General features: G+C 48.2%; 18 protein-coding genes. 11 read left to right on the forward strand and 7 right to left on the reverse strand.

All coding sequences use genetic code 11. From position 1 onward, the window contains the following. Nucleotides 1-50: 50 nt before the first annotated feature. Genes ppx through QL223_RS23975 form a run of 3 tightly spaced genes read right to left on the reverse strand, consistent with a single transcriptional unit; the run spans nucleotide 51 to nucleotide 4,175 of the window. Complete coding sequence (gene ppx, locus QL223_RS23965; protein ID WP_281546175.1) at nucleotides 51-1,559, reverse strand: exopolyphosphatase; 1,509 nt, start codon at nucleotides 1,557-1,559, stop codon at nucleotides 51-53. Further along, nucleotides 1,552-3,648: a polyphosphate kinase 1 gene (gene ppk1, locus QL223_RS23970; protein WP_002535669.1), complete on the reverse strand. Its 2,097-nt coding sequence runs from the start codon at nucleotides 3,646-3,648 to the stop codon at nucleotides 1,552-1,554. Before ppk1 ends, ppx begins: the two co-directional genes overlap by 8 nt. A gap of 17 nt (nucleotides 3,649-3,665) precedes the next feature. Then, complete coding sequence (locus tag QL223_RS23975; RefSeq protein ID WP_281546176.1) at nucleotides 3,666-4,175, reverse strand: ACT domain-containing protein; 510 nt, start codon at nucleotides 4,173-4,175, stop codon at nucleotides 3,666-3,668. 242 nt (nucleotides 4,176-4,417) lie between these two features. Here QL223_RS23975 and QL223_RS23980 point away from each other — a divergent pair, with 242 nt between their 5' ends. From QL223_RS23980 to phoU, 4 genes are read left to right on the forward strand one after another with little or no spacing between them, the layout of a single operon-like run. Continuing rightward, nucleotides 4,418-6,586: an ABC transporter permease subunit gene (locus tag QL223_RS23980; RefSeq protein WP_281546177.1), complete on the forward strand. Its 2,169-nt coding sequence runs from the start codon at nucleotides 4,418-4,420 to the stop codon at nucleotides 6,584-6,586. Nucleotides 6,587-6,624: 38 nt separating this feature from the next. Next, entirely contained in the window at nucleotides 6,625-8,271 is a 1,647-nt protein-coding gene (gene pstA / locus QL223_RS23985) for a phosphate ABC transporter permease PstA (protein WP_251877678.1), read from the forward strand. A gap of 23 nt (nucleotides 8,272-8,294) precedes the next feature. Beyond that, complete coding sequence (gene pstB, locus QL223_RS23990; protein ID WP_002535674.1) at nucleotides 8,295-9,113, forward strand: phosphate ABC transporter ATP-binding protein PstB; 819 nt, start codon at nucleotides 8,295-8,297, stop codon at nucleotides 9,111-9,113. Between the two features lie 17 nt (nucleotides 9,114-9,130). Further along, nucleotides 9,131-9,838 carry a phosphate signaling complex protein PhoU gene (gene phoU / locus QL223_RS23995; RefSeq protein WP_039849517.1) on the forward strand — a complete coding sequence of 236 codons (708 nt, stop codon included), beginning with the start codon at nucleotides 9,131-9,133 and terminating at the stop codon, nucleotides 9,836-9,838. Nucleotides 9,839-9,919: 81 nt separating this feature from the next. Here phoU and bamE read toward each other — a convergent pair whose 3' ends face one another. The 3 genes from bamE to nadK all read right to left on the reverse strand — a co-directional run bounded on the left by bamE (nucleotide 9,920) and on the right by nadK (nucleotide 13,153). Further along, nucleotides 9,920-10,276, reverse strand: a complete 357-nt coding sequence (bamE, locus tag QL223_RS24000; RefSeq protein ID WP_002535677.1) for an outer membrane protein assembly factor BamE — start codon at nucleotides 10,274-10,276, stop codon at nucleotides 9,920-9,922. Between the two features lie 134 nt (nucleotides 10,277-10,410). Beyond that, nucleotides 10,411-12,078, reverse strand: a complete 1,668-nt coding sequence (gene recN / locus QL223_RS24005) for a DNA repair protein RecN (RefSeq protein WP_281546178.1) — start codon at nucleotides 12,076-12,078, stop codon at nucleotides 10,411-10,413. A 193-nt stretch (nucleotides 12,079-12,271) separates the two neighbouring features. Next, nucleotides 12,272-13,153, reverse strand: a complete 882-nt coding sequence (nadK, locus tag QL223_RS24010; protein WP_046302592.1) for an NAD(+) kinase — start codon at nucleotides 13,151-13,153, stop codon at nucleotides 12,272-12,274. Between the two features lie 184 nt (nucleotides 13,154-13,337). On the opposite strand from nadK, the gene grpE reads away from it, so the two are divergent. The 3 genes from grpE (at nucleotide 13,338) to dnaJ (ending at nucleotide 17,372) form a co-directional block, all read left to right on the forward strand. Beyond that, entirely contained in the window at nucleotides 13,338-13,943 is a 606-nt protein-coding gene (gene grpE / locus QL223_RS24015) for a nucleotide exchange factor GrpE (protein WP_002535681.1), read from the forward strand. A gap of 198 nt (nucleotides 13,944-14,141) precedes the next feature. After that, nucleotides 14,142-16,058, forward strand: coding sequence for a molecular chaperone DnaK (gene dnaK / locus QL223_RS24020; RefSeq protein WP_002535682.1), 1,917 nt, complete (start codon nucleotides 14,142-14,144; stop codon nucleotides 16,056-16,058). Nucleotides 16,059-16,232: 174 nt separating this feature from the next. Next, nucleotides 16,233-17,372, forward strand: coding sequence for a molecular chaperone DnaJ (gene dnaJ / locus QL223_RS24025; RefSeq protein WP_002535684.1), 1,140 nt, complete (start codon nucleotides 16,233-16,235; stop codon nucleotides 17,370-17,372). 45 nt (nucleotides 17,373-17,417) lie between these two features. Here the strand turns inward: dnaJ and QL223_RS24030 are convergent, their stop codons facing one another. Then, nucleotides 17,418-17,858 carry a type IV pilin protein gene (locus QL223_RS24030; RefSeq protein ID WP_039849507.1) on the reverse strand — a complete coding sequence of 147 codons (441 nt, stop codon included), beginning with the start codon at nucleotides 17,856-17,858 and terminating at the stop codon, nucleotides 17,418-17,420. Between the two features lie 103 nt (nucleotides 17,859-17,961). Between QL223_RS24030 and QL223_RS24035 the strand changes: the two genes are divergently transcribed. Genes QL223_RS24035 through QL223_RS24050 form a run of 4 tightly spaced genes read left to right on the forward strand, consistent with a single transcriptional unit; the run spans nucleotide 17,962 to nucleotide 20,948 of the window. Beyond that, nucleotides 17,962-18,501: a prepilin-type N-terminal cleavage/methylation domain-containing protein gene (locus QL223_RS24035; RefSeq protein WP_039849509.1), complete on the forward strand. Its 540-nt coding sequence runs from the start codon at nucleotides 17,962-17,964 to the stop codon at nucleotides 18,499-18,501. Then, nucleotides 18,498-19,154, forward strand: coding sequence for a prepilin-type N-terminal cleavage/methylation domain-containing protein (locus tag QL223_RS24040; RefSeq protein ID WP_002535687.1), 657 nt, complete (start codon nucleotides 18,498-18,500; stop codon nucleotides 19,152-19,154). Before QL223_RS24035 ends, QL223_RS24040 begins: the two co-directional genes overlap by 4 nt. A 5-nt stretch (nucleotides 19,155-19,159) precedes the next feature. Continuing rightward, nucleotides 19,160-20,524 (forward strand): hypothetical protein, encoded by a 1,365-nt coding sequence (locus tag QL223_RS24045; protein ID WP_281546179.1) that lies wholly within the window; start codon nucleotides 19,160-19,162, stop codon nucleotides 20,522-20,524. Next, the gene (locus tag QL223_RS24050) at nucleotides 20,514-20,948 is read left to right on the forward strand and encodes a hypothetical protein (protein ID WP_039849513.1); all 435 of its coding nucleotides are present in this window, start codon (nucleotides 20,514-20,516) and stop codon (nucleotides 20,946-20,948) included. Before QL223_RS24045 ends, QL223_RS24050 begins: the two co-directional genes overlap by 11 nt. Nucleotides 20,949-21,382: the final 434 nt, after the last annotated feature.

A 21,382-nucleotide genomic window follows, 5' to 3' on the forward strand; every position in this document is an offset into this window, starting at 1 on the left:
ATCGAGCATTTTAACAAGCTAGGATGAGCAGACATTTACTACGATTGGTATTAGTCATTAACCAACAGTTTCCAGCCCACCGAATCCCAAAGGCTCTTTTCTACTTCCAAGTCGGCAGCCAATAACTTGTTCTGGCTTAGCCAGTTCTCAGGAAACGTGAGTGACCAACTGTCATCCTTAGCGTCGAGCTTTACCTTGGGCATGGGTTCACCACTGCGCTGCACATTCAGCACGCAAGCCAACCTTAAAGAGCGGATAAGCGGATAAATTTGCTTGGCTTTGAACAGAGTGAACTCAGGCATTTCATCAAGCTTCAACGCTTTACGGTGGAAGCGGGTGAGGGTTGCCAGCACGGTTTGCTGCTCTTGGTTAAAGCCGGGTAGATTGGTGTTTTGCAGAATATACGCCGAGTGTTTGTGGAAACCGGAGTGCGAGATGCTTAATCCAACTTCGTGCAGCAGCGCTGCCCAGCTTAGCAATATGGCAAGTTCGGCTTTTTTTGTGCCAAGTTTTGGCTCTGCCTGGAGATAAAAACTCTCTGCAGTTTGCTGGACGTTTTCTGCGTGTTGCCTGTCGATATGATAGCGCTCTGCGAGGTCTGCTGCGGTGCGGCTCCGTATATCGCTTTGTTGGAAACGGTCTTCCATTTCGTACAAAAGGCCTTCACGAAGCGCGCCATCGGAATACACCATCTTCTCAATGCTCAGTGCGTGAAACACGCCGGAGAGAATCGCAAGACCCGCGGCAAATACAGGTTGTCTGTCTTCCGTTAATCCGGGCAGCTTCAGCTCGCTGGCCGACTTCACCTGCAGTACCTGTTCAATTAAGCCATCCAACCGCTTACGGGTGATGATGCCATCGTCGTGCCCACTGGCAATCAAGACTTCACGAATAGCTTTGATGGTGCCAGAGGAACCTACGGCTTCTCCCCAGCCGCAATCCTTGTACTGTTTGGCGATGCTTTCTAACTTCAGCTCTGCCGCGAGCTGGGCTTGAGCAAAGCGTTTGATAGAAATTTGTCCATCTTTGAAAAAGCGATGGTTATAGCTGACACAACCCATATGTTTACTGTTGGTGAGTGTTGGGCTAAAACCTTTGCCAATAACAAGCTCAGTGCTGCCCCCACCAATGTCTACCACCAGTTTTCGGCCATCACCTGGCTGGGTGTGGCTAACACCAAGGTAGATCAAACGGGCTTCTTCCACGCCGGGGATGATCTCTATCGGATAGGGGAAGACATTGCGGGCCCGCTGCACAAAAATATGACTGTTTTTCGCTTCACGCAGGGTAAATGTTGCCGCAACGCGGACGTTTGCTTCATCGAAGCCTTGAAGGCGCTCGGCGAACATAGCCAAACATTCCACACCGCGGTTGATAGCTGCATTATCGAGGTTGAGGTAATCGTCGAGTCCTGAAGCCAGCCGCACACGCTGTTTGTGGCGGCTGATGATTTGAAGGCCTTGCCCGACGACGCGGGCAACGACCATGTGGAAGCTGTTGGAACCTAAATCTATTGCGGCGATTTCCCTTGGCTTTTCAGCCGGGGTCGTGTCATTCATTCTTTTGTTTGCTCGCTTGCCGTTTTTCTGTACGTTCTACTTGTTTAAGGTAATCGTAAATTTCAATTTGTGAACGTACTTTTTTGCGATTTCCGCGTTTCACGTAAGCGTTGGACATGTCTTTATCAATGACACGTGCTTTGGCGCGGTCTGCAAATTGAAGTTCGAGAATGTCCATGATGCGCTGTTTAAGGCGCTCATCTTTGATAGGCGCACCCACTTCGATGCGGTTATCGATATTACGGGTCATCCAGTCTGCCGATGAAATGTAAACGTCGCGATCGCCGCCATTCTCAAACGCGAATACACGTGGATGCTCAAGGAAACGGTCTACAATACTGATGGCTTTGATGTTGTGGCTAAGACCTCTCACACCCGGGATAAGCGAACACATACCACGCACAATCATGCGAATTTTTACGCCTTCATTGCTCGCCTTGTAGAGCAAGTCCACCAAGCCTTTGTCCACCAGATTGTTCACCTTCAAGGTGATGCCCGCTTTCCTGCGGTTCTTGGCATGTTCGATTTCACGTTCGATCAAACGATAAATGCGCGTGCGCGAGTTACGCGGCGATACAATCAGGTGAGAGAATTTTACTGGTTTGTATGGGTTCTCGATAAAGTTGAATACCTTACGTACTTCCGTGGTGATCGATTTATCTGCGGTAAACAGCGAGAAGTCGGTATAGATACGCGCGGTTTTTTCGTGGAAGTTACCGGTACCTATGTGGGCATACTCGCGTAAGCCATCGTCTTCACGACGAGTGATGAGGCAAAGCTTAGAGTGAATTTTTAGCCCTGGTGTACCGAATACCACTTTTACGCCAGCGTCGGTCAGTACGCGCGCCCATTCGATATTGGCTTCTTCGTCGAATCTCGCTTGAAGCTCTACCACAACCGTGACGCGCTTGCCGTTGTTGGCAGCATCAATCATGGAGTTGATGATGCGGCTGTTTTTCGCCACGCGATAAATATTGATGCGGATGCTGCGCACTTTTGGGTCAAAAGACGCCTGACGCACCAGTTCCGTCATATGTCGGAAAGTGTGGTAGGGATAGTAGAGCAGCACATCACGCTGACGAATAGCGTCAAATGCATTGGCGTTGGTGGTGAAGTCGGCAGATTCAATCGGCGGTAGCGGAGGGTTTTCCAGATATTTCATCCCGACATTCGGGAAGCCGATAAAGTCTTTAAAATTATGATAACGGGCGCCGGGAAGTACGCTGTCGTAATCGGAGATCCTCAGCATGCTGAGGATATGTTTTACCATATCCTGTGGCATGTCCCTTTGATAAACAAATCGGACCGGAAGGGCAGTTAAGCGCTGATCCAGGCTGTCTGACATGTTTTCTAGCAGGCTGTGGTCAACCTCATTGGTGAGGTCGTATTCCGCATCACGGGTCATTTTCATGGCATAAGCTTCGACACTGTCGTAATCAAAGAAACCACTGAAAATCTCATCGAGACATAAACGAATGATGTTATCGAGCAGGATGATGGTCTTGCGGCGGCGCTTCCCCTTTGGCTCCGGCACCTTGATAAAGCGCTCTATTTCGTCCGTTGGGATCTCAATCAGTGCGTAGCGGTTAGGCTGGCCTTCTTTTTTCATTTCAACGGCAAGGTAAGAGTACGCATCTTTAAGGAAAGAGAGCACGTCCATGTCGTCGGTGAGAATGATAGGGGTGATGTGCGGAAGCAGATTACTGACGAAATGTCTTTTCAACCAGTTTTGTTGGTATTCCGTCAGTTGTCGCTCGTTAACCAGAAAAATATGGCGACGTGCCATTTCGAGTAGAATGTCGTTATAAAGGTGGTCGAAATCCTGGTTGAGCTTGAGAACCTTGTCCTGAATTTTATTGAGGAGCTCCTTGGCTTTACTGTCGCCACCTTGCTCCTCGTTGATCAGGATACGGCGCTTTACGTCAGCAAAACGGACTTGATAGAACTCATCCAGATTGCTGGAAAAGATACCGAGAAATCGCACACGTTCGATGATAGGAACATTTTTGTCTGCAGCTTCCTGAAGTACCCTTTCGTTAAAAGACAGCCAACTTAACTCTTTGTCTACGTAAAGCGTATCCGCGCTCATTTTTCCCCTTTCCTTAATTAAATGTCGCTTTCGTCAAACTCCACGATCAGGTCATCTGACAGCCCTTCAAGAGCTGTACCAAGGTCATCCAGCGAGATGTTGTTGGCGATGTCGAGATCAAACTCAGCTTTAAATATCACGCCACCAAAGTTGGCTGCGCTTTCTGCATCGGTTTCCAGATTGTTGATGTTGATACCAAACTTGGCGATTTCCCTTGTCACTTCCTGAACAATGCCAGGGCGATCGTTGCCTGTAACAGACAGGGTATGCGTTGTTGTATCAGTTTCTGCTTGATGTGCAGCTTCTGCGATAAGAACGTTAAGATCAGGAATGTTATTTAGCGCGTCTGTCAGCGCTTTGACATTTTCTTCTTTAATATCAATCTGAACAATACCAGCGAACTTGCCCGCAAGTTTACTAAGGCTACTGGCTTGCCAGCTTCCGTGATGCTGGAATACGGTGTCGGAGAGTGTTTCTACCAGACCTGAGCGATCCGTGCCGATGAGGGTGATAACTAACTGCTTCATGGTCGATCCTTTGCGTCAACAGCGGAGGGGAAAGGTCATTATTAAGGCGGTTTTAAAACCCTGTCTACCCCTCGACGAAGCAGGCACCTCCGAACTGTGCCTCACATCAACGTTAGAGGAGGCTAAACATGTTTTATTACACTTTTATTTCATGGGCTTAACTTGTCTTGATTTTTCGACTGTCACATTTATGTCATCAAAAAGAAATATTATGAGCCGCTTAACCAAAATATGAGGTACCAATGGCAAACGCCACACATGCGCTGACTCAGGGAGACTCCCGGCGGCGTTTCAAAGACAGACTTGCGCGCCTATCCGTGAAGGGAGGTGGCATTGCTGTTTTGTTGGCATTGTTGTTGATATTCTTCTACCTCGCGTATGTGGTTCTCCCCCTGTTCAAAAGCCCGTCGGTCACGCTTGAAGGCACCTTCGACCTCGGCTTTGAAAGCCCTGCCGTCCAGCTTGGCATGGATGACAATAATCAACTTGGCTTCCGTTATTCCGATGATGGGTTTCTATCCATCTTCTCTTTGAGTGGAAAAGGGCAGTTGGTTTCCCGTGAGAAGCTCGCTGAATTTCCAAGCAGCTTTTACGCACCTCAACCTTATGCAGGTGTTAGCGCCTATGGGCTTGAAGATGGCTCTGTGAGTTTTCAGCGCCTGCGCTTTTTGTCTCACTATGCAGACGGAAAAAGAACCTTCACGCCGGATATCCAGCGTATGGATTCTGTAAAACTCAGCAATGGCCTACCGATTTCCAGTCTTTCCTTTGCCAAACGTCACAATGACCGCGTTGTTGCAGGTGTGGCAGGAGACTGGCTGAACATTGTTATCGAGCGCGATGGCAATGAAATACTGCATGCTGCTGTCCCGACAAGCACAGACGCCAGCGTGCTGATTGCGCCCCGGGGTCAGAAGTTGTTTGAGATGGTCGGTAATGAGCTCAATGTGTATTCGGTTTCAGATCGTAGAATCGATTTGCGCGAGTCAGTGGACATTGAACTCGTGACCGGCGCGATGCCAGAGTCTATGACATTGCTGGCTGGTGGACATTCGCTGATGGTGCGTCTGGATGATGGCAGACTGACGCAGTGGTTTGATGTGGTGAAGTCTGGTGAGCGTTCGCTGACCATGGTGCGTGAGTTTGACACTCAAGGTGGCTTCCTTGCTGTGGAGCCTCATCGCAATGTTTTTGCAAATCTGACGCCGAGCGGTGACCTGACGCTTTGGCATGCGCCAAGTGAAATACGTGACAACTTTGAGTTGCCCGAAATAGCTGGCCAAATTGACACCTTGGGTTTCTCACCTCGGGCAGATCGTCTGTTGGTGGAGAAGGGCGATACCCTGACATTGTTGAATGTTGATAATCCTCACCCTGAAGTCAACGTCCGTTCATTGTGGAATCGCATATGGTATGAAGGCTATGGAGAACCGGAGTTTGTTTGGCAATCCACATCTGGCAGCGAGTCTTTTGAAGGCAAGCTGAGTGTCGTTCCTGTGGTATTCGGTACGATTAAAGTGGCAGCTTACGCGCTGCTCTTTGCGATTCCACTCGCGGTCGGTGGCGCGATTTATACTGCGTATTTCATGCCGTCTGGTCTTCGTAAGGTGGTGAAACCCACTATCGAAATCATGGAAGCTTTGCCAACGGTTATCTTGGGTTTTTTAGCCGGATTGTGGCTGGCGCCTATCGTTGAAACCCATTTACCCGCAGTCTTTCTGATTTTCGTCGCCATGCCGGTTTCCTTCCTGTTGACCGCATTCGTCTGGACGGCGCTGCCACGCTCCGTGCGCAAGAAACTGCCACCAGGTGGTCATTTGTTTGTGCTGGTGCCACTGATTCTGGTGTTGGGATATCTCGCATTTGCTCTTGGCCCCTGGGTGGAAGATACCTTTATGGGAGGGGACAGCCGGGTGTTTGTGACTGACGTATTGGGCGTGAATTTCGATCAGCGCAATGCCATTGTGGTGGGCTTGGCGATGGGTTTTGCGGTGATCCCGACGATTTTTACCATTGCGGAAGATGCGATTTTTTCAGTGCCCAGTCACCTGACCAATGGATCACTGGCGTTAGGTGCGACCCATTGGCAGACGCTGACACGCGTTGTTTTACTGACCGCAAGCCCGGGTATTTTCTCTGCCGTGATGATGGGGCTTGGCCGCGCTGTGGGCGAAACCATGATTGTATTGATGGCGACGGGAAATACGCCATTAATGGAATGGAACCCGTTTGAGGGGTTGCGAACTTTGTCAGCGAACATTGCGGTGGAAATGCCGGAATCTGAAGTGGGAAGCTCTCACTATCGCGTGTTGTTCCTGACAGCCTTTATTCTGTTTTCATTTACGTTCCTATTTAACACTGTGGCGGAATTTGTTCGCCAGCAGTTGAGAGAGAAGTACCGTGCGTTGTAAAGCGTTAGCCTTCAATTCAATCCATCTGGAGTCTGTTTATGCTTAAGCGTTTAAACAGCAGCTCTCCTTGGGTGTGGATGACTGCAGGCATGGTCAGCCTCTGTTTGATTGCTGTGCTGGGCGTGATGTTGTTGATTGGCTGGAAAGGTCTGGCGTACTTCTGGCCAGCTCCGGTTTACGAGTTCAAGATTGAAACTCCGTTTGGTGAAGAGACGGTATTTGGTCAGATTTATGGTGTCGAGACAATCTCTTCACGTCAGTTACAAGAGGCGGGTGTTGTACTCAAAGAGCCAAATCAGGAAGAGCATCAGAGACTGCTGATAAAGGTGGCCAACCGTGAACGGGAAGCGCATGATTTTATTTCGGTGCTTGAGCAAAACATCCTGTCGCAGGTAGCCAACCCCAATATTGCTGTGATTGAACGGATCGAAAATGGCGATTTCTATGGTGTTCCTGTGGGATACCTAGACCAAGGAAAAGTCACCACATCCTCACCAAACCATGCATTCTTTGAAGAAAAAATCGCGTTGGCGGAAAAGCGGCGTAGCGAAATCACAGCCATCGAGCAACGCGAAATAGAGAAGGTGAACTACCAGCTCACGGCACTGAAAAAAGAGAAAGCCTCCTACCTTAGCAATGGTAAGGCGGTGCCAGAGAAAGTTCAGGATGGCATCGACACTTTGGCGTTTCGTTATCAATCTCTAGAAGAAGTCTTAATGCAACGCCGCGCGGATTTGTCTCTGGACAGCCTGATTGTTAAAGACCGCTACGGTAACAATGTCCGCATCGCACTCAATAATGTGCTCGGGCTTTGGTATCCCAATGACATGAGCGGGTTTGAGAAGGTGCTGCATTGGGCAAGTCAGATTGCCAACTTCGTGACAGATAACCCGCGGGAAGCCAATTCAGAGGGCGGTGTTTTTCCTGCTATTTTCGGCACAGTGCTGATGGTGCTATTGATGTCCATTATGGTGACCCCGCTCGGCGTGTTGGCGGCTGTCTACCTTCATGAATATGCCGGAAAGAATGCTTTCACCCGCGTGATCCGCATTGCGGTGGTGAATCTGGCAGGTGTGCCCTCAATCGTTTATGGCGTATTTGGCCTGGGCTTTTTTGTTTACTTTGTCGGCGGCAGTATCGACTCACTGTTTTACTCCGAGACACTGCCTAACCCAACGTTCGGCACGCCAGGGATATTGTGGTCGTCGTTGACGCTGGCAATCCTGACGTTGCCTGTGGTGATTGTGTCAACAGAAGAAGGCTTGGCTCGAATCCCGACCTCTGTGCGTCACGGGTCTATGGCACTTGGCGCCACACAGGCTGAGACGCTTTGGCGTATAGTTTTACCTATGGCGAGTCCTGCTATTATGACGGGACTGATTCTGGCTATCGCCCGCGCAGCGGGTGAAGTGGCCCCCCTTATGCTGGTAGGTGTAGTAAAGGTGGCACCGAGTCTGCCACTCGATGGAAACTTCCCGTTCCTGCATTTGGACAGAAAGTTCATGCACCTTGGTTACCACGTTTACGATGTGGGTTTCCAAAGCCCGAATATTGAAGCGGCTAGGCCGTTGGTTTACGCCACATCCTTGCTGTTGGTGACTGTGATTGTCAGCCTGAATCTGGCGGCTATCACCATCCGTAACCACTTGCGCGAAAAGTACCGCGCGCTGGAACAAGAAATTTAAGCGTTAGAGGAAATCGCGACGAAATGATATCTATCAATGCCAACATTGGATTACCGGGACCTGTCGATCTGTCATCGCTTCCAGATGAGCAGACGGCGCTGGTTATCCAGAATTTGAATCTCCATTACGGTAATTCTCAGGCATTGTTCGATATTAATATGCGTATTCCTAAAGGTAAGGTCACGGCGTTTATCGGCCCTTCCGGTTGTGGGAAATCTACACTGCTTCGCTGCATCAATCGTATGAATGACTTGGTGGATGGCTGTAAGGTAGAGGGGGAAATTCTGCTTCATGGCACCAATGTCTATGATGAAACGGTGGATGTGCCAGCACTTCGCCGTCAGGTGGGCATGGTGTTCCAACGACCGAATCCTTTTCCAAAGTCTATCTACGAAAATGTTATCTACGGATTGCGACTGCAAGGCGTGAAAAACATACGTACGCTGGACGACGCGGTTGAACGTTCGCTTCGAGCGGCAGCGTTATGGGATGAGGTGAAAGATCGCCTTCATGACAACGCGTTTGGTTTGTCTGGCGGCCAGCAACAACGATTGGTGATAGCGCGCGCTATCGCCATTGAGCCAGAAGTCCTTTTGCTTGATGAGCCTACATCGGCACTGGATCCGATCTCCACGCTGACGATTGAAGAACTCATCAACGATCTTAAACGTAAATATACTGTGGTGATCGTTACCCATAATATGCAACAAGCTGCGCGTGTATCTGATCAAACTGCCTTTATCAACCTAGGTAAACTGGTAGAATACGCCGATACAGATACGCTGTTTACCACACCGAAAAACAAGCAAACTGAAGACTATATCACTGGCCGATACGGCTAAGGACACGCACGCAAATGATGGACAACCAAAATATCAGTCGTCATATTTCAGGCCAGTTTAATGCTGAACTGGAAGCTATCCGCACCCATGTGCTCGCGATGGGCGGATTGGTAGAGCGACAGCTGACTGACGCTTTGCGTGCGATGCATTATCAGGATGTAGAGCTGGCAAAACAGGTGATCCGCGAAGACCATAAGGTCAACTCTATGGAAGTCGCTATCGATGAAGCCTGTACCCGAATCATTGCCAAACGCCAACCTACAGCAGGCGATTTGCGTTTGGTGATTGCGATTATCAAGACCATTACCGACCTTGAACGTATTGGTGATGTCGCGGACAGTATTGCGAAGATGGCGTTGGATAATTTTTCCAATCATCAACAGCCGTTTTTGGTGTCACTGGAAAATCTGGGCCACAAAGCTGCACGTATGCTGCATGATGTGCTGGATGCGTTTGCGCGCATGGACGTGGATGCGGCAATGAAGGTTTACCACAGCGATGATCATCTGGATAAAGAATACGAAGCGATTATACGTCAGTTGATGACTTACATGATGGAAGATCCGCGCTCTATACCTAATGTTCTCAAAGTGATGTGGTCTGCTCGCGCGATTGAGCGGGTGGGTGACAGATGCCAGAACATCTGCGAATACATCATTTACTTTGTGAAAGGTAAAGACATCCGCCATACCAACAAAGAACAGTTGGAAAAAATGCTGAAATAGCGCTTTAGGAAATTAGAGTACAAAGACTATAAAAAAACCCGCAATTAGCGGGTTTTTTGATTCTGGCATTTAGGCATCAAATTAACGAACGGCTTCGAAAAATCCAGTACCTGGCTGATAGTCACCTTTCATGCCAACCAACTGACCGTTGTCGTCGAAAGAAAGAACCAGTTCTTTCTGTTCTGGTTCGTCATGTCCAGGCTTCAGATATTGAACAAAATACCAAGTATTTGGATAGCCGGATTCAACCAACATAGGTGGACCAAGTAAGAACTTAACCTGCTCTTTGGTCATGCCAAATTTGAGCTCTTCGACCGCGGTTTGGTCGATATAATTTCCCTGATTAATATCTATGCGATAAACCAGCTTGTTAACCCAAGAACAGCCTGAGAGGCTAGCCAGAACAAGGGATGCCGCAACGATGTGTTTCCAACGCATGACTTCTTACTTCATTTCCAAAATAGGGGACGATGATAAACAAGCAAGTGAGAGAAGTAAAAAACTCTTGTCTCAACTTGCTTGTTCGACCGTGCTATTAGGGAAAAGTTTCTTTCTCTTTAGGCTAAGAGCCTCTATGCCGCAATAAGCAGCTCTTTAGCGTTGGCGAGTGTGTGCTCAGTAATTTCGCTGCCACCGAGCAGTCGCGCCAGTTCCTGAACGCGGGACTGAGTATCCAGCTGAATCATGCTGGTGGTGGTTTTCCCTTTCTCGCTGGCTTTCGCCACGAACATTTGCTGATGACCACAGCCGGCAACTTGCGGCAAGTGCGTCACACACATCACTTGGGTTGACTCACCTAGCTTGCGAAGCAGTTTGCCGACAATGGCAGCTGTTGGCCCACTGATACCCACATCCACTTCATCGAAGATAAGGCTTGGTGTATCCACTTTCTGTGCAGTAATAACCTGAATTGCCAAAGAAATACGGGAAAGCTCACCACCGGATGCTACGCGCCCCAATGCTTGCATTGGCTGACCTGGGTTGGTGGAAACCAAAAGCTCGATACTGTCGAAGCCCAGCGGTGACAAATGACTTTCTGGCTGGCTATCCAGTGCAATATGGAATTTGCCGTTTTGCATACTGAGCTCATGCATGCTGGCAGAAATCAGCTTATCCAGCTCTTTGGCATAACGCTTACGGCTCTTACTGAGTTTTTCTGCTGCTGCAAGACAAGCTTGGTGCTTCAGTTCGACTTGAGCGGCAAGCTGTTCAATCTGGTTATCGCTGTCATTGAGGTTTTCAAGCTCATTCACCAGAGACTGATGGGAAGTGAAAAGCTCTTCAGGAGAAACCTGATGTTTACGTGAAAGACGCATTATGGTCGCCATGCGCTCATCCAAATAGCTCAGGCGCGCAGGATCCATATCCAGGCTATCCATATAGCTTGAGATCTCGTGGCTGGTTTCCTGAACTTGAATACAAGCTTCGTCCAGCATCTGTGTTAGATCGTTAAAACGGCTGTCCATCGCAGCGAGTTCGGCAAGCTTCTGCTGGGCAAACTGCAGCAACTGCATCGCGTTGTTTTCATCATCTTCACTTAATGCCTGCAGGACACTTTGGCTGCAAATCGCAATGTCGCCACAGTTGGAAAGGCGCTTGTGCTCCGCTTCCAGCTCTGGATATTCGGTTTCACCTAACGCCAGTTCATTGAGCTCATTTACCTGGTATTCCAAAAGCTGGCGTTGGGCTTCGAACGCTTCTTTGTTCTTTTCTAGCTGTTTGAGCTCGTTTCGTGCGGCACGCCAGTCTTGATAACGCTGGCGCATTATGGCGAGCAGGTTTTGATGACCAGCATATTGGTCGAGCAATGTCAGTTGGTAATCGTTTTTCATCAAAAGCTGATGGGCGTGCTGACCATGAATATTGATAAGGTGTTGCCCCAGTGCTTTTTGCTGGGAGGCAGGTACAGGGCTGCCATTAATGAAGGCGCGTGAACGGCCCTCTTTGGTGATAACACGTCGCAGAATGCACTCATCACCATCGACCAACTCATTGTCTTCCAGCCAGCGTCTCGCGGCAGGATTGTTCTGTAGTTGGAAGAGCACCACGATCTCTGCTTTTTCCTCTCCAGGGCGAACCATGGAGGCATCCGCGCGATCGCCCAGACACAAACCCAGAGCATCAATAGCGATGGATTTACCTGCACCGGTCTCGCCGGTAATGGTGGTCATTCCCTGTTGGAAGTCGAGTTCGAGTGCTTTAACAATGGCAAAGTTTTGAATTGTGATGTGTGCCAGCATGAGCCTATACCTGTGTTTATCACCACCTGTTGTTTTATACAGTATACACTGTGTTTGTATACAGTAAAGATGATCAGGTATGAATTCGCGATGAAATTGTGATGCGGATTAAAAAACGAGCAATGAGAGTGATGAAAATAAAAAAGAGCAGCCTAAGCCACTCTTTTCATAAACAATGTTCTTTCCTGCCTCACTAGAAGAGTTTGCTCGACCAGCCTAATTTGGTTCGCAACGTTTTGTAGTAGCTGTAATTTTTAGGATGGATAAGCTTCAACAGTGAAGGACTTCTGTAGATATGCACTTCATCCCCTGGATTAACAGGCAAGGAGACCTGACTGTCACAACTTACTTCCAAGGTGCTGCCGTTATCCGGTGAAACCACAAGCTTAATATGCCGTTTAGCATCTACGACCAAAGGACGGCTCGACAGCGTATGCGGGAACATAGGCACGAGTGAAATCGCATCAATGCTCGGTGACAGGATAGGACCACCACCGGAAAGGCTGTAAGCCGTTGAGCCTGTTGGTGTCGAAATGATGATGCCGTCAGAACGTTGAGAGAAGGCAAAGTTGTCGTCTATATAGACTTCAAACTCAATCATATGCGCAACTTGCCCAGGGTGAAGCACGGCTTCGTTAAGCGCCGCATTGTGGCTTTTCACCTGACCGTGACGATGCACTTCCGCTTCAAGCAAGAAGCGGTGATCTTCGATGTATTCACCGGATAATACTGACGTCAGTGCGTCTTCGTATTCATCTGGATCGAGATCGGTCAAAAAGCCAAGATTGCCTCGGTTGACCCCGATAACGGAAATATCAAAACGGGAAAGGACACGAGCAGCGCCCAGCATGTTTCCATCACCACCAATGACAATGGCTAAATCGGCTTTAGCACCCAGCGAAAGCAAATCATGGAAATCATCAGCCGGAATATTGAGGTAATTGTCGAGACGATTGTCGACCAATGTGCGGTAACCCTGTTGGGTCAGCCAGTGATACAGGCTTTCATGGGTTGCTACCGCTTCTGGATTTCGCGGTTTTCCTACCAAAGCTATAGTGTTAAAACGCTTTGACATCTTATTGATCCTGCACAGTTTAGTGGCTTGAGTATAAGTGATTGCCCCACACTTGTCGTGCATTGCGGCAAGAGACACCTTGAAACGTGACCATTCATCCCCATAATAAGCAAAACCGTCGAGATTGATGCCCCAATCCTTGAGATTTTTGGGGTTCAACACAGTGTATTGTGTCGGAGAGAGCATGAGCAAAGAAGAAAACAAGATCCAGGAAGAAGAATTGCAAAACGAAGCAGTGGAAGCACAGGCTGAAGAAAATGCCCTTGATGCTGAAACTGATGCAATGATTAGCCGGATCACTGAGCTTGAAGCTGCACTTGAAGCAAGTGAAGCGACAGTGAAAGAGCAACAAGACAGCGTACTGCGCGCACGTGCAGACATTGAAAATATGCGTCGTCGTACCGAGCAGGAAATAGACAAAGCGCGTAAGTTTGCTCTGGAGCGTTTCGCGAACGAACTGCTTCCTGTTATCGACAACATGGAACGCGCAGTAGAGATGGCGGACAAAGAAAATGACGCCCTCAAGCCGATGATCGAAGGCGTTGAGCTAACGCTGAAGACCATGAAAGATGCAGTGGAAAAGTTCGGCCTGAAAGAGCTGAACCCACACGGCGAACCGTTCAACCCAGAATTCCATCAGGCAATGTCTATTCAGGAAAGCGCAGATCACGAGCCAAATACCGTGATGTTCGTGATGCAGAAAGGCTATGAACTGAATGGTCGTGTTGTCCGCCCTGCCATGGTAATGGTTTCAAAAGCCGCTGCTGGTAACGTGAACGAGCAGGCATAAGACCGAATTTAAGGAAAAACCCGCTTTTTGCGGGTTTTTTTCATTTCAGGCCTTGAAAGCCAATAAGTCGCCCTTATTTAAGGTGCATCAAAAAGAAAATTTAAAAATTTTTCTTGTGCAGGGTTGAACCCTAAACCGCGACCCCCATATATGGGTTAACGCAACATAGACGTAAGACGAATTTTCGGAGAAAACCAAATGGGTAAGATCATTGGTATCGACTTGGGTACTACCAACTCATGTGTAGCAGTACTGGACGGTGACAAGCCACGCGTAATCGAAAACGCAGAGGGCGATCGCACAACGCCATCAATCATCGCGTACACCCAGGACGGTGAAACTCTGGTAGGTCAGCCAGCAAAACGTCAGGCTGTGACCAACCCAGAAAACACGCTGTTTGCAATCAAACGACTGATCGGTCGTCGCTTCGAAGACGAAGAAGTTCAGCGTGATATCGAAATCATGCCTTACAAAATCGTTAAGGCTGACAACGGCGATGCATGGGTAGAAGCTAAAGGCCAGAAAATGGCAGCTCCTCAGGTTTCAGCTGAAGTCCTGAAGAAAATGAAGAAAACTGCAGAAGACTTCCTGGGTGAGGAAGTAACTGGTGCAGTTATCACAGTACCTGCGTACTTCAACGACGCACAGCGCCAGGCGACTAAAGACGCTGGCCGCATCGCGGGTCTGGAAGTTAAACGTATCATCAACGAACCAACTGCTGCTGCACTGGCTTACGGCCTGGACAAGCAAGGTGGTGACCGCACTATCGCAGTTTACGACTTGGGTGGTGGTACTTTCGATATCTCTATCATCGAGATTGACGAAGTAGACGGCGAGAAGACGTTCGAAGTACTGGCAACCAACGGTGACACTCACTTGGGTGGTGAAGACTTCGACAACCGCATGATCAACTACCTGGTTGACGAGTTCAAAAAAGACCAAGGCATCGACCTGCGTAAAGATCCACTGGCAATGCAGCGTCTGAAAGAAGCAGCTGAGAAAGCGAAAATCGAACTGTCTTCTGCGCAGCAAACTGACGTGAACCTGCCATACATCACTGCAGATGCGACTGGTCCTAAGCACATGAATGTTAAAGTGACCCGTGCGAAGCTGGAGTCACTGGTTGAAGATCTGGTTCAACGTTCACTGGAGCCACTGAAAGTAGCACTGGCTGACGCAGACCTGTCTGTAAACGACATCAACGACGTAATCCTGGTTGGTGGTCAGACTCGTATGCCAATGGTTCAAGCGAAAGTTGCTGAATTCTTTGGTAAAGAAGCACGTAAAGACGTGAACCCTGACGAAGCAGTTGCTGTAGGTGCAGCGGTTCAGGGCGGTGTACTGGCAGGTGACGTGAAAGACGTTCTGCTGCTGGACGTAACGCCACTGTCTCTGGGTATCGAAACCATGGGCGGCGTGATGACTAAGCTCATCGAGAAGAACACCACAATCCCTACTAAGGCGAACCAAGTGTTCTCTACTGCTGAAGACAACCAAAGTGCAGTAACGATTCACGTACTGCAAGGTGAGCGTAAGCAGGCGACGTACAACAAGTCTCTGGGTCAATTCAACCTGGAAGGCATCAACCCAGCACCACGTGGCATGCCACAAATCGAAGTTATCTTCGACCTGGATGCTGACGGTATCCTGCACGTATCTGCGAAAGACAAGAGCACAGGTAAAGAGCAGAAGATCACTATCCAGGCATCGGGCGGTCTGAGCGACGACGAAATCGAGAAAATGGTTCAGGAAGCGGAAGCGAACAAAGAAGCAGACAAGAAGTTCGAAGAACTGGCGTCTGCGCGCAACCAAGCTGACCAAATGGTTCACGGTACTCGCAAGCAAATCGAAGAAGCAGGCGACGCACTGCCAGCTGACGAGAAAGAGAAGATCGAAGCAGCAATCAGCGAGCTGGAAGAAGCACGTAAAGGCGAAGATAAAGAAGCTATCGACGCAAAAGTGCAGGCACTGATCGCAGCATCTCAGAAGCTGATGGAAGTGGCTCAGCAGCAAGCACAAGCTGCGCAAGCTCAAGACGCCGGTGCAGAGCAAACTAAGCAAGACGACGACGTTGTTGATGCTGAGTTTGAAGAAGTAAAAGACGACAAAAAATAAGACTGGATAACATCCCAGAAGCAGGTCTTGCGACTGAAAAGCAGCAAGACCTGAATCGAAAGATTTAACCATTTTTATTTCGCACGGGCGCAGGAGGATTTTCTCCTTCGCCCGTAGTTGTATGATACGGGGCTAACTTTTTTGCCCGGTATAGAAGCAGGTGACAAGCAAAACATGTCAAATCGTGATTTTTATGAAGTGCTTGGCGTAAGCCGCGACGCCAGTGAGCGTGACATCAAAAAGGCGTACAAGCGTCTTGCGATGAAGTACCACCCGGATAAAAACCCAGGTGATGAAACGGCAGCCGAGAAATTTAAAGAAGTGAAGCTGGCGTACGAAATCCTCACAGACGATCAAAAACGCGCAGCTTATGACCAATACGGCCATGCAGCCTTTGAACAAGGTGGAATGGGCGGTGGCGGTGGCTTCGGTGGCGGCGCAGACTTCAGCGATATCTTTGGTGACGTGTTTGGCGACATCTTTGGTGGTGGTCGTCGTGGCGGTCAGGCACGTGCCCAGCGTGGCGCAGACCTTCGCTACAACATGGAGCTTTCTTTAGAAGAAGCAGTCCGTGGTGTGACCAAAGAGATTGATGTCCCGACTTACGTAAGCTGTGACCCATGTGGTGGCAGTGGTGCAAAACCAGGCTCATCGCCACAAACGTGTGGAACCTGTCACGGCCAAGGCCAAGTGCAGATGCGTCAAGGCTTCTTTGCTGTACAGCAAACCTGTCCAACCTGTCACGGTCGCGGCAAAATCATCAAAGACCCTTGCGATAGCTGTCATGGCCAAGGCCGTGTTCAGAAGACCAAGACCCTTAGCGTGAAAATCCCTGCAGGCGTAGACACGGGTGACCGTATTCGTCTAACAGGTGAAGGTGAAGCCGGAGAATTTGGCGCACCAGCCGGCGATTTGTATGTACAGGTACACGTGCGTGATCATCACATCTTCACCCGTGATGGCAACAACTTGTACTGCGAAGTACCAGTAAGCTTTACGATGGCAGCATTGGGCGGCGAAGTAGAAGTACCAACACTGGACGGACGCGTGAATCTGAAGGTTCCGACAGAAACTCAAACTGGCCGTATGTTCCGCATGCGTGGCAAGGGGGTGCAGTCAGTGCGTGGTGGTGGCCTTGGCGACCTGATCTGTAAATTGGTGGTAGAAACCCCGGTTAACCTCAGCAGCAAACAAAAAGAATTGTTGCGTGAGTTCGAAGAATCACTGGGTGGCAGTGCCGCGAAAAAGCACAAGCCTAAATCAGAAGGCTTCTTCGATGGCGTGAAGAAATTCTTTGACGATCTGACCAGCTAACAGTCAGAGATAGAAAACGAAAAACCGGCGAATTCGCCGGTTTTTTTATATCCAGCATTTGCTGTTGTCAGAGATGGCACTCGCATCTTTTTTGAAATTAAGCTGCTCTGATGCAGCATTAATGACCATGGTATGACAGTCAGTATCTTTATCCTGTCTAGAAGTGGATTTGGGTTTTGCTTGGATCTTGTAAACATTGTTGCCAGAACCGCCTATTGTAATTGAGAAATCATAGTCATCAGAAACCTGGCATTTTGCGCAAACTAACGTGGTATTCGTTGGGTAGCTACCTGTTGACGTAAAAGTTTGCTCGATGTGGGTCTGTAACTGATACAAGTCCACCTGAACTCTACTGCGCTCTGACTTAATCAAATAATCCCCCACGGCTGGGACCGCAATCGTAGTAATGGCACCGATGATGGCCACGGCAATCAAGATTTCGATCAACGTCATACCTAGATGTAATGTCTTAGTTCTCAGCGTCATTTTTTGGTTCACTATGCGGAAAATCCATTTTTATTCCAGAGACCTACGGTATCGCCGTTGATAGTATGGAAACAAGGTACAGCGGACGCTAAAGGAATTTGTTGTGAGATATTGGAATCTACAGCGCGGATTTAGCTTAATTGAAATGATAACGACGGTGTCGGTATTGGCAGTCGTCACAGCGGTAGCTGTGCCAACCTATGTCTCTTCCCACAAAGCGGCTGTTGTTGAAAGCAAGGCCTCCCAATTGCTTTCCGTACTGGAAGTTGGACAGTCAGAGTCTCTAAGGCGCCATCGCAACATTTATGTTCACTATGTTCCTTCAAGTGCAACGGATAACGGGTGTATTGGGCTTAGTGAAAAATCCGAAGTCGCAAACTTCAGCTGTTCTGATAGTGAAGGTCTGCAGAAGGTTATTTTGGAGAAAGGGGCGATGGTTAATGTCCAAGAGCCTGCACTTACAGATCCAGCAAAACTTTTCTATTTCTCTCCTATATCCGGCATGCCTTCAAATGACAAAACGGTGAAGCTAGCGCATGGAGAAGAAACAGGCAAAGAATCAGGGATTATGATCCGCAGGTATGTCGGATTGAAAGGGTGTAGCAATACCGCTGTGACCGGTTGGGAATCGTGTCCATCATGAGACGTACCCGCGGTTATACACTGGTAGAAATGATGGTTGGTGTGACCGTCAGCTTGATTGTCATGGCTTCCTCTCTGGCGCTTTTTACCATCAATACCGAATTTGGGACCAAGCAACTTCAAAACGACTTTCTGAGATCCCAATTAAACATCGTCGCAGACACGATGAAAAATGAGATAGCACGTGCAGGGTTTTGCTACGACTGCACGTCGATGAACCCTTTTATTAAGAATGACGAGGCAGGTGCTTCATCATCTGTATTGATTGATGACAGCGCTTCGAAGGTTGAGGGCGGGGAATGTATCCGGTTTGCCTATAACCACGATAAACGTTCCGGTGCTATAGCAATCAATAAAGATGACGCTAAAGGATATCGATTAGGCAAGGATAGCAAAAACAATTCGGTAATCGAGGTTTACGAAAACTGGGATGCGTTAGCGAATTGGAAATGTGACAGTGGCTATTGGCGAGATATGACATTTGACCGGTTGGTCATTGAGAGCCTTATTTTTAAACGCACTTTCCTACAAGGAGTCGCATCGACCAACAAGGCCCAAATGGTTGATGTGACCATCACTGCATCATTGAAAAATGATAGCTCAATCAAAGATACCGTGAATTTCACCGTATCACTTCCGAATGTGGATGGCTAACAAGCATGAACAGTCAAAAAGGAATGGCAACCCTCGCTGCAGTCAGCGGCATTTTGCTCATTGTTGCTTTGTTCGCGGTTTCGGTTGCGAACTCTGGGCTAGCCGACGTTAAGAAGACGCAAAACCAGATTTTGGATGCAAAGCAAAGAGCGAGTGCAAAGGCCGGATTGGACTGTGCGATTTCTGTGTTTGAGCAGAATGGACCGACAGCAGTTTCACTAAGTGACGGAAGTTTTGGAACCACTATTTCTGACAACTGTAGAGAAAAGACTGGCAGCCAAATTGTGCTTTCTGGTACAGAAAGTCCATGGTTGTTAACGTCTTCTTCAGGCTATGCAACGTATAGCGCTATGGTCAGTGGAGGCGGGGGGACTGCATCTGCCTTCAAAACTTCTGGTAGCTTGGTTATAGAGGGAGGTAACTCCTGGGTACCAGCCAAAGGGGCTCATGTAGGTAAGGAAGGGCAAATCAATATTTATGAGTGTTTAGCTATAGTTGCTGGTGGGGACGTTACTATTGATACCGGCGACTCGAACGCTACTTTCCAATCAGAATTGCTGGCTACCAATTTAGAGCAGTGCAAAGAAGGTTTCAGTACAACTGTCGCATCGAAAACTCGAAAGATGAATGACTTCGAGTCTGACATTTTGTATCAGCAACCCAATATGAACCTCTTCAAAGATAAGTTTCAAGAACCCAAAAGTAACTGGGAAAAAGTGAGGGATGACTTTGACGCAGTGTTCAGTACTTCGGGTACTACGACTATAGACAATGGTAACGGTACAGAGACAGTAAAAAGTAATGTCGAGCTATGTGGGAAGACGATTACGAATAAGAGAAATAGCATAGTTGCGGGGGCAGGGCACGCTCCAGGCAAATTGGTAACAGTTTGGGTCGATGGGGATTGCAATATGGCTGGAGTGGCTAGCGATAGTGTCAATCCTGTATTTATCGTGGTGAAAGATGGAGTGATTGCCTACAGCGGTGCTTTGGCCAATTTCAATGGTTCTATTTTTCAATTTAATCATGAAAGAAATGACTTCCAAAACTCATGGCTGGATGTCAGCGAGTCGACTGACGATGAAGGAAATAAGGTAACTAACGTTTCTTGTACATCGGGTCCAATGGCAACTTTTTGTGATTTGTTTAATGAGCCTGATGCATTAGGAATGGAAGTGGATAACTGGAAATATCTTCCTTTTCTATTCCATGGCTCCTTTGAAACAAAAGGCAGTTACATTGTGGACGTAGAAAAAGGAACGTCAAAGGTCTTTGGCGCTTTCAAACCAGGGTACGATGAAAGCATCGATGATGATGAATTCTTTCCCTCTGAGCCAAAGCTGGTAAAAGGAAGTATTCATGACTTCTAACAAAGGCTTTTCACTTGTCGAGACGCTTATCGCTATATTGGTCGTTGTTTTGTCTGGTGTTGGAACGTTAAAGCTATATAGCCACCTAGAAGTCGAGAAGGCGAACGCACTTATGTTTGTTGAGGCAAAGCAAATTGCGGAGTCTCAGATTGCTTTACTGCAAACATTGAATACCACAGGTTCAGATTGCGAAGGCAAAACGGTAGAAAACATTCAAAGCTGTCAGCTAACACTGAACGAAGGCTCTCTATATAGTCTTTCAGTGACGCCCACAAAAACGCTTCAACACACGCCAGCTGGTGGTGTGGCCGCAACCTATGCCAAGATAATGGATGTTAAAGTCAGCTGGAATGACAGAAATGGCACTGCTCAAAGCCTTTCTCTCCCGATTTCTGTGTCTAAATTCACCAACCTGCTGGATTAGTGAACGGTTAATCGGTTTTTGTGATTTTTTTCGCAAAAAGCCCTTGCCAGAATCCGAGACCTCCCTATAATGCGCCCCATCGACACGGCAAGCGGCTCCCAATAAGGAAATGCCCATCAAGTCGAAACGCGAAAACGTCATCATCAAAGCATTGAAAAGTGCGGTGAAGAGGCAAGTCAACAAGGTGTTTTGAGAGTTGCGCAAGCAACGCTGAAAAATCTCAAAATTTCTTCTTGACTTCATCGCCCGGCAGCGTAAAATTCGCAGCCCTGACGGTGAGAAGCGACGCTTCTTCAAGTCAACGTTCTTTAACAATTTGACCTATGCAATCTGTGTGGGCACTCGTAGTTGATAGATAAAAGATTTATCGATGTTTACTGAGTGACCAAACGAAATAACTTCGGTTATATCGGCACAGTCAATTCGTTTTGCTT

Source organism: Grimontia sp. SpTr1, assembly GCF_947387585.1.
In the GTDB taxonomy this organism is placed as follows: Bacteria; Pseudomonadota; Gammaproteobacteria; order Enterobacterales; family Vibrionaceae; genus Enterovibrio; species Enterovibrio indicus.